The organism is Capnocytophaga sp. oral taxon 326 str. F0382 (assembly GCF_000318295.1).
In the GTDB taxonomy this organism is placed as follows: domain Bacteria; phylum Bacteroidota; class Bacteroidia; order Flavobacteriales; family Flavobacteriaceae; genus Capnocytophaga; species Capnocytophaga periodontitidis.
In genome coordinates, this window is record NZ_KB291424.1 from 1 (window position 1) to 8857 (window position 8857).

The window sequence follows — 8857 nt, forward strand, 5'->3', positions numbered from 1 at the left end:
TCTCTAAAATAGCCTCATTTTTGTCCATTATATCTTTAATTCTATTAGCTTGTTAGCGTAGTCAGGAGCTGTTGTGTCTAACTGTGCAAATTCCTTTAGATATTCTTCAGCATTAGTTAAATTATCCAAATTAGTATCTGTTATTAAATAGAAAAAGTCTGTGTTTTCAGCTAATAATCTGTTATTCTCAATAGAATAAGTAGCTAAAGGTTGCTTTTTCTCATCATCAACTATTTTGTTACCTAAAGTTGAGTATTTTATTTCTTGAAAAGAGTACTGCCCTTTTTTGTCTGTTATCTTCAGTCTTTTTTCATTGCCAAAAACTACCTTAACAGTATAGGTTTGATAGTTACTTTCAGGACTCCCTAATAAAGCTCCATACGATTTTTTAAAAAGTTCTGATACTTTACTTTGTTGTTCAGGTTTTTCTGCAATAACTTCTACTGTACCTACCCAAGTTCCTAGCAGCTTATTGTTATCTCCATTATTAGTATTAGTAGGAGTGTCGTCAGACTTAGAGCAGGCAGTCATTCCTATTGCCATAAAGGTGAGTAAAAATATTTTCTTTACCATTGTTGTTAAGTATTAAAATGTTAATGTTAAGTTACTAATTTGATTGTGCAAAGGTACGTATTTTATTAGTAAATTCAAAAAACATTCTTTTAGATTACACAATTAACGGTGAAATAGAGAAAAATTGAAACAATTCTTATAAATAAAATACATTTATGAAGTGTTTTAGAAATGGGTTTTTATATCTTTTTTGAATAAGATATAAATTATATTTTATTGAATTACAGAGTTTTGTATTTTTATAACAAAATATATTTCAATTTTATTTGAGAATATATTTGTAATTTAAAAATAAATGTATAATTTTGTGGCGTTTAAAATATTACTATACTTTTGATATGCTATAAGTATGAAAAAAGCCTTATTTCTTATCTGCTTTTGGGTAGTAAATTGGTCTTTTGCTCAATTGTCTGATACTACTCCTTCAGTAATGCTCAAGTCCTACGTTCAAAAAGATAGAATACTGCTCCGTTGGGCGGTAAATACTCCTATTGAATGGCAGAAAGCAAATCAAAAAGGCTTTATTCTTCACAAAATACTCATCAAAAAAGATGGTAATTTCCTCGAAAATCCTGAAAAACAAACTATAGCCACTCTAAAACCTGATAAACAAGAAGATTGGATAGACTTCATTCAAAAAGATAATTATGGCGCTATCATTGCTCAGGCACTATATGGTGAATCTTTTTCTGTAGAACAAGATAGTAAAAATGGTATATCTAAAATTGTAAATATAGCAGAGGAGCTAAACCAGCGTCATACTTTTGCTCTTTTTGCAGCAGATATGTCCTTTGTAGCAGCTCAGAAAGCAGGTTGGGGATTTATAGATACCGATGTAAAAGCGGGAGAAACCTATATTTATCAGGTAGAAGTTCTCGGAATGCCCGAAATAGAGTCGTCTGCGGTGATGGTAGGGCTTTCTGATGTTGAAACACTTCCTAAAATTCACGATTTCACAGCTATCCCCGATGATAAAAAGGTACTTTTTTCTTGGGGAATCACTTATTTAAAAGATATATATACTTCTTATATCATAGAACGTTCTGAAAATGGCACTGACTTTCAGTCTATCTCTTCCACACCTATTGTAGATATGAATGGAACAAGTAAAAAACAAATGTTCTATGCAACTACTTTAGAAACGAATGATACGCCTTACTTCTTTCGCATCTATGGTATCAATGCCTTTGGCGAAAAAGGTATTCCTTCAGCCCCTATAAAAGTACAAGGTGTTTCTGCTACTACAGCTGTCCCTCGTATAGCCGACTATAATTTCATTAACGACGGGGTAGAACTTATTTGGGAATACCCTAAAGAAGCTGAAAAAGCTACTGAAAAATTTGAACTTTGGCACAATACCAAAGAAGATGCGAACTATCAAAAAGTAGTAGACAACATCAAAAAAGAGGATAGGAAACTCATATATAGGAAACTTTCAGCCTCTAACTATTTCAAAATAGCCTCGGTTGATAAACAACAAAAACGACATTTCTCACATAGTACTTTAGTGCAACCATCCGATTCTATTCCTCCTGCCCGACCTATAGGGCTACAAGGAAAAATTGATAGTTTAGGTGTGGTTACTCTTTCGTGGAAAGCTAATACTGAAGCAGATTTAGCTGGCTATAGAGTACTGAGAGCTAATACCGATAAAGAAGAATTTGTAGATATATTTAATCATATCATCACTGAAAATACAGCCCGTGATACAGTGAGTTTCTCTCTTTCTAATAAAAAGGTGTTTTACAAAATTTTAGCAGAAGATTTACGTTACAATCGCTCTCCTTTTTCTGAAGTAATAGTAGTTGAGAAACCTGATAAAAACCCGCCTACTGCTCCTATTTTTAATAATTTCACTACCGAAAACGGAAAGATAACACTGTATTGGATAAACAGTTCAAGTGATGATGTAGAAAGCTATACCCTAAGTAGAAGAGAAAAAGGAACAGAAAAATGGCAACCGTTACAAGTATTTCACAAAGAAACCAACACATTTATTGATGAAAATACTGAAGGAGGCAAAATGTATGAGTATCTCATTCAAGCAAAGGACAAAGCAGGGTTATGGTCAAGTGCAGACAATGCAACCATAATCATAAAAGCACCTATAAGAGCTGATAAAGTAATAAAAAGTGTAGATTTTGTAGCCGATAGGAATGCGCGTTCTATCTCTTTGTTTTGGAAATATCAAAAAAATGCCAAAGTAACCGAGATACAGATTTACAAAAATGTAAAAGGCACATCACCCTCACTCTGGAAAGTACTCACCCCCAAACAACAACACATCACCGATAAAGAAATACACATCAATACAATATATGAATATTACTTTTTACCTTCATTAGCTAATGGCAAACCTGTAGAAGGTGAAAAAGTAGAAGTTAATTATTAATTTTTTAAACACTTACACTATGAAAAGAGTATTTTTTTTAATCGCCTTAGTAGCAACCGTATTTGCAAGCAACGCTTGTGGAAAAAAAGATGACACTAAACCTCAAGAACAACCTAAAAACTCCCTCGAACAAAAATTGATTAGAAAGTGGAAAATTATAGAAATTGGGTTGGAATATAAAGGTAATGAAGTTCAAAAAGCCGATGATTGTGTTTTTTTTGGAATTTTTACCTAATGGTAGAGGTAGAGAAATCGGATATACAACTCAAAATACAAAAGATTGTATTCCAGATGATAAATTTAAAGTAGATGAAATTCTATTTACTTGGAATATTATCAGTAATGATTTTATCTATAATGGAGAGCGTTTAGGAGAACTTAAAATGAAAATTGTGCAATTACCTGATAAGGATCAAATGTTCAAAATTTCTAAGGAAATGGAAAAAGAAAGGGAAGAAGACTGGAATAAAAATGTAGTTTCCATCGTATATCAATTTACAAAAATATAAACTCGCAAAAGTAACAAAGGTTTCTTTGTCCTAAAGTATGAAAAAAATATTTATAATTTTCGCTCTATTCTCCTGTTCTATTGCTTATGGACAAGCACAGCTGGGGGAGTATATTATAGAATCTCACTGTATAATAAAAGCTCATAATAAAAATTATGGTGATGGATGTAAAAATAAAGTTCTAATTGAAATTCTCTTTGATAAAGGAAGTAGAAGTATATTAGAACAAGATTTAAATGGTGTCTCCCAATATTATTACTCCGATTATGGGATAAAAAAAAATAATGTACCAGCTACTTGGAGACCTTTGTTGTTAAAGAGTACTGCATCTAGAAATTGGCATAGAGATTGGGGAGGATGTGGAGGAGATGGATCTTTTAATGATTCTGAAATAAAAAAAAATATTAGTTTTTGTGAAAATAATTTTCAAAATAATGATGCCGTAAGGTGGTGGGACCATATTATATCTGTAAAAATTTATCCTAAATTAGTTATCAGAACAAAAGATGGAGGGGATCTTCCGTCAAAAGATAAAATAAAAATAGAATCTGATTACGGATTTCGCTCTGTGGATTATAATTGGCAATATGACATTGGACATGGTTATATGAATTTGTCTAAATTTAATGGACAATCAACTATTGAAGTGAATGCTTACGATATTTTAGGAAGTAGAATGGAAGAATTTATTGGTCAAAAAATTTCTTTTATACAAAGATCATCTTGTGGAAATATTTCAGATCCAGTATTTTTTACAGTTAAAAAATCCCTCCCTATTCTTAAAAATGATAATAACGATGTTATCATAACTAATTGTTATGGTGATAAAGCTAACTATACGCTACGCTTTGATCGTCCTTTAAAAAAAGGTGAAAAAATGTCTTTCAATATTAAAAAGAATGGAAGTTTATTAGCTTCTTATAATAATAAAGAAAAATTAGATGAGGACAATACTTTTACTTTTGAAAATTTAGAAGCAGGAACTTATGAGGTTTCTTATTTGGGAAATAGCTCTGCAAACTCTTACTCTCCTTATACAGAGGAGCATCCTTTTATATTTACTATTAAAAATCCTGATCCTGTAAAGTTTTTCATTATCCAACCTAAAAACCCCTCTTGTAATGAGGGGAATGATGGAGAAATATATATAGGAGCTTATGGAGGAGTACATAATTATAAAATACAAATAAATAATAGTGAGTGGCAGGATTTTACTTCTCCAAGAGGAACTCATCATATAGAAAATCTCTCATCAGGAAAATATACTATTAGAGTAAAAGATACTAATGGGTGTATAGGGAGAGATAGGTGGAATGATAATAAAGAAACAATTACAGTTGAATTAAAAGCCCCTGAACCTATTACTATTTCATATCCTCCCGATAGACAAAAACTTCCTTCTTTTAATGGTGCTTCTGATGGATATATCACTGCTGTAATTAAGGGAGGAACTCCTTTATATTTTGGTGAAAAAAAATATAATTTTGTTTGGGAAAATGCAAATGGTGATATTTTAGCTAATACTGAATATAATTTTGATTCCGTAACAGGAGAATTTTCTGTGATATTAAGAAATGTTCGAGAAGGAAATTATTTCTTATCTGTTTATGATAAAAATTATGATTCTAATAATAATAAAAGGGTAAATTGTGCAAAACTTAGAAGTCAATATTATCTTTCTCATCCTGAAAAACTCAAAGCTTCTATAGAACTTTCAAACCCCATCTCCTGCAACTCCCAAAATGAATTTGGCGACGAAAAGGATAAAAACCCTTATGACGGTCAGCGCGATGAAAGTCAGGATGGTGAACTGAAAATTGAGGCTTCAGGAGGAACTCCTTTTACAGGTACTCAAAATGGTGGTAAGCCTTACATTTACACTTGGAAAAAACAAGACAGCAATGGCTATTGGGTAACACTCCCTATTGAGGATGATACTGCCAAAAATCTTTCTGCTGGCAAATACGCTATTAATATACAAGATGCCAATGGTATTGTATTGGGTGAGTACAACACCCATACAGTAACTAAAGTGGTAGACGTTGTTTATGAGCTTAAAGAACCTGCCAAATTAACCCTTTCCCTTCAAAAAACAGATGCTACTTGCAAGGGTAACGATGGCAAAATTACCGCTACCCCTGCTGGGGGCACGCCTCCTTATACTTATCTGTGGTCTAATGGAGCTACTACTGCCTCCATCGAAAACTTGCTACCTATGCCTTATACAGTTGAAATCAAAGATGGAGCAGGCTGTATGGTACAAGGAAGTACAGCTGTTCTGCAACCTAATAGCCTTACGGTTACAGGTACTATCACCCCACTTCGTTGTCATAATGCCGCTAATGCCGCTATAGCGCTTGTAGTGCAGGGAGGCACAGCACCTTATCAATACTTGTGGAATACAGGAGCTACTACAGCAAATATAAACAACCTCCCCACAGGAGAGTACAAGGTAAAAATAACCGATGCTCAAGGTTGTGCTCACTTTAAAACTTTCACTATCGAAAACCCTTCTAAATTTGAGATTGATTTAGGAGAGAATCGCACGCTTTGCAACGGACAAACACTTACCTTAAATATAGCCATTAATGATCCACAAGCTACTTATCTGTGGACTGGCGATAATGGATTTTCTTCTAATATGCCTCAAGTAACTTTATCCGAAAAAGGTACTTATAGGGCTACGGTAACTACTAAAGATGGTTGTACAGCAACAGATGCTATTACTATTGAAAGTGCAAATACTCAAATAGCTTCTGAGTTCTTACTCACTACCCAGGCCTATGAGAATGAAGAGGTAATATTAGTAAACACCAGTAGTCCTAAAGGAGAAACTACTGAGTGGTTAGTACCCGAAAATGAAGCTATTGAAATCACCAATAAAAGTGAAGACTATATCTCTCTCATCTTCAAAGCAAAAGGTGAATACCGCATAGGCATCAAGCAAACACAAGGTAATTGCTTTGAGTTGTTCTACAAGAATATCATTGTAGAACCCGCTACCGATTTACCTAAAACTCAAAAAAACAATGAGGCTTTTGTAAGAGAATTTGAAGTCGCACCTAACCCTAACGATGGCAAGTTCAAAGCCAAAGTAGTTTTAGAAAAAGCAGGGGCTATCAAATTCCGCCTATATAGTATCACAGGGCAATTAGTGAGCGAGAAAAACTCAGCTTCAGCTACTGAACACTGGGTTGATTTTCAAGACCCACTACCAGCTGCTACCTATATATTGGTTTTAGAAACTCCTTACCAACGATTAAGTAAAAAAATCATTATCATTCCTTAAGTACGATGCGCCTATTCTCTTACATATTCCTCTTTCTGCTCACAACGTGGCAGCTCATAGCACAAACCTACCCTGTGCAGGTAGTGCCTGTGCTCACACCTCCGTATAGCAGTAAGATTGCCGACTATGCCAACCCAATGGCTAATAAGGTACAACTGCAACTCATCACTACCGACTTGAGTGTGCAGAACCGCCCCGTACAATTATATGTAGAGATTAAAGGCAATGGACTTACAGCAGCCTCAGCCCCCGTACTTTCAGGCGTTTCACCCTTGCGTATCAGTGGAGGCGAAATCCTCCGCCTCACCAATGCCGAGCTGGCAAGCTACTTCCAGTTGCGCAACCTGCAAGGTATCACCTCACAACAATACGCCTCTGCCTTGCCCGATAGGATGTACTCATTCTGCTTTAGGGTAAAAGATGTGCTCAGTGGTCGTTGGCTCTCCCAAAGTCATTGCGCCATTGCCTATCTAATGCTCAATGACCCCCCAATTCTGAATATTCCCTCTGATAATGAGCAAGTAGCTGTAACCGATTTTCAAAACATTATTTTCAGTTGGACACCCCGTCAAATCAACGCGACCAATGTAACCTATTCCTTTGAATTACGTGAGATTTTAGACCCTACCCTCGACCCTCGTTTTGCTTTTGAAGTAAGCCGACGCATACTCAAAGAAGACGATTTGCGAATGACCACCTTCGTCTATGATGTGAGCAAACCCAACCTCATCCCTGGCAGACGTTATGCGTGGCGCGTAAGAGCTATCTCCACAGGTGGACTGGCAGAAAACAGTGTCTTTAAAAACGATGGTTATAGCGAGGTACACACGTTTGTCTACGCCGTAAACTGTAGCAAACCGCTCTTTTTGCTAAGCGAACAGCAGGGTAAAAGTCGTACCAAACTACTCTGGCAAGGGCACACACTGCACCAAAAATACCATATCCAATACCGTAAGAAAAACGTAGAAGGCGCACAGTGGTTCGAGACCTTTACCCGAAATACCCAAACCCTCATCGCCGACTTGGAGGCGGGTGAGTACGAGTTTCGTGTAGGAGCTTCTTGCGAGGGCGAACGCTATGGTATTACTCCCAGCTATGTGTATTCGGATATACAGACTTTCAAAATAGAGAAAACACCCAACACCACTGAGCAAGGGTATAACTGCGGAATTGTACCCAAAATAACGATTACAAACCAAAAGCCTCTCAATAGTTTAATAACCAATGAAGTGTTTACCGCAGGTGATTTTGCGGTTACCCTTTTGGAGGTGAGTGGTAGCAATGGTGTATTTTCAGGTAAAGGCTTTATAAAAGTGCCTTACTTGAACGATACTAAGCTGGCGGTAGAATTTGAAAACGTCAAAATCAACAGTGATTACCAGCTCACAGACGGAGTAGTGAAAACTACTTATGATGCCGATTGGAAAAATGTACAGTTCATAGAAAACCTCATAGGTCAAGGCAAAAAATCTAATGAGATAAACGTACCTTTTGAGATTGATAAGGTAGAAACTCGCAATGGTGAAATAGTTGTTACAGGTAAAGACGGTCGCAAGGAAGTATTCCCATTTGGAGGCAATGATTCCACTGTCAAAGGAAAAGTAACCACTACTACCAATGGAGTAACCTCTACCCAAGAATATATATATCGCATAGATAAAGACGGTAAAGTATCTGAACCTCAAATAGTAGCTCAAGGAGGCAAACCTACCAAAGAAAACACCAATGGCGTAAGCAAAGGAGGTGAGGCTACAGCCCTTACCGCCAAAGGTATTGAGGTAACTTTTGAGAATACAGCCGACTCTAAATACGCTTATGAAGTCCCTACCAAAGCCTATAGTAAGGACTACCAAAAGCTTGACGGTAAGTACATTCCGTTTAAAGCGGTGGTAAAAGGTGAAACAGAACCTTTCTTAGCCAAAGTACATATCACCGATAAAAATATTAGTGCCGATAGCCTTATCTTCAAAACCGATAAAGGCGCACTCATCGCATCCAAACGAGTAGAAGGTTCTAACGACTTTTTGCTTACCCTCAAAGGTTTCCATAGCTTTGCAGTAGAACAAGTACAAGCTACTATCAAACAGGGCAAGA

Annotated in this window: 5 protein-coding genes and 1 pseudogene; 5 read left to right on the forward strand and 1 reads right to left on the reverse strand. The window is 36.0% G+C overall.

Annotated elements, in window-relative coordinates; all coding sequences use genetic code 11:
* Nucleotides 1–27: 27 nt before the first annotated feature.
* Complete coding sequence (locus tag HMPREF9073_RS09160; RefSeq protein ID WP_009413449.1) at nt 28–573, reverse strand: hypothetical protein; 546 nt, start codon at nt 571–573, stop codon at nt 28–30.
* Nucleotides 574–922: 349 nt separating this feature from the next.
* On the opposite strand from HMPREF9073_RS09160, the gene HMPREF9073_RS09165 reads away from it, so the two are divergent.
* From HMPREF9073_RS09165 to HMPREF9073_RS09185, 5 genes and pseudogenes are all read left to right on the forward strand, one after another.
* Complete coding sequence (locus HMPREF9073_RS09165) at nt 923–2965, forward strand: fibronectin type III domain-containing protein (RefSeq protein WP_009413450.1); 2043 nt, start codon at nt 923–925, stop codon at nt 2963–2965.
* Nucleotides 2966–2984: 19 nt separating this feature from the next.
* Nucleotides 2985–3200, forward strand: a complete 216-nt coding sequence (locus tag HMPREF9073_RS09170; RefSeq protein ID WP_009413451.1) for a lipoprotein — start codon at nt 2985–2987, stop codon at nt 3198–3200.
* Nucleotides 3151–3474, forward strand: coding sequence for a hypothetical protein (locus HMPREF9073_RS09175; protein ID WP_198005898.1), 324 nt, complete (start codon nt 3151–3153; stop codon nt 3472–3474). The genes HMPREF9073_RS09170 and HMPREF9073_RS09175 overlap by 50 nt, the downstream gene beginning before the upstream one ends.
* Before the next feature lie 37 nt (nt 3475–3511).
* A complete protein-coding gene (locus HMPREF9073_RS09180) occupies nt 3512–6763 on the forward strand; it encodes a T9SS type A sorting domain-containing protein (RefSeq protein ID WP_009413453.1) in 3252 nt (1083 codons plus the stop codon).
* A 5-nt stretch (nt 6764–6768) separates the two neighbouring features.
* Nucleotides 6769–8857, forward strand: a pseudogene (locus tag HMPREF9073_RS09185) (hypothetical protein); the annotation flags it as partial.

Bases quoted from the DNA above. Each gene is read 5' to 3' on its own strand.
- HMPREF9073_RS09175 (WP_198005898.1), top strand. From the start codon at position 3,151: ATGAAGTTCAAAAAGCCGATGATTGTGTTTTTTTTGGAATTTTTACCT.
- HMPREF9073_RS09165 (WP_009413450.1), top strand. From the start codon at position 923: ATGAAAAAAGCCTTATTTCTTATCTGCTTTTGGGTAGTAAATTGGTCT.
- HMPREF9073_RS09180 (WP_009413453.1), top strand. From the start codon at position 3,512: ATGAAAAAAATATTTATAATTTTCGCTCTATTCTCCTGTTCTATTGCT.
- HMPREF9073_RS09170 (WP_009413451.1), top strand. From the start codon at position 2,985: ATGAAAAGAGTATTTTTTTTAATCGCCTTAGTAGCAACCGTATTTGCA.
- HMPREF9073_RS09160 (WP_009413449.1), bottom strand. From the start codon at position 573: ATGGTAAAGAAAATATTTTTACTCACCTTTATGGCAATAGGAATGACT.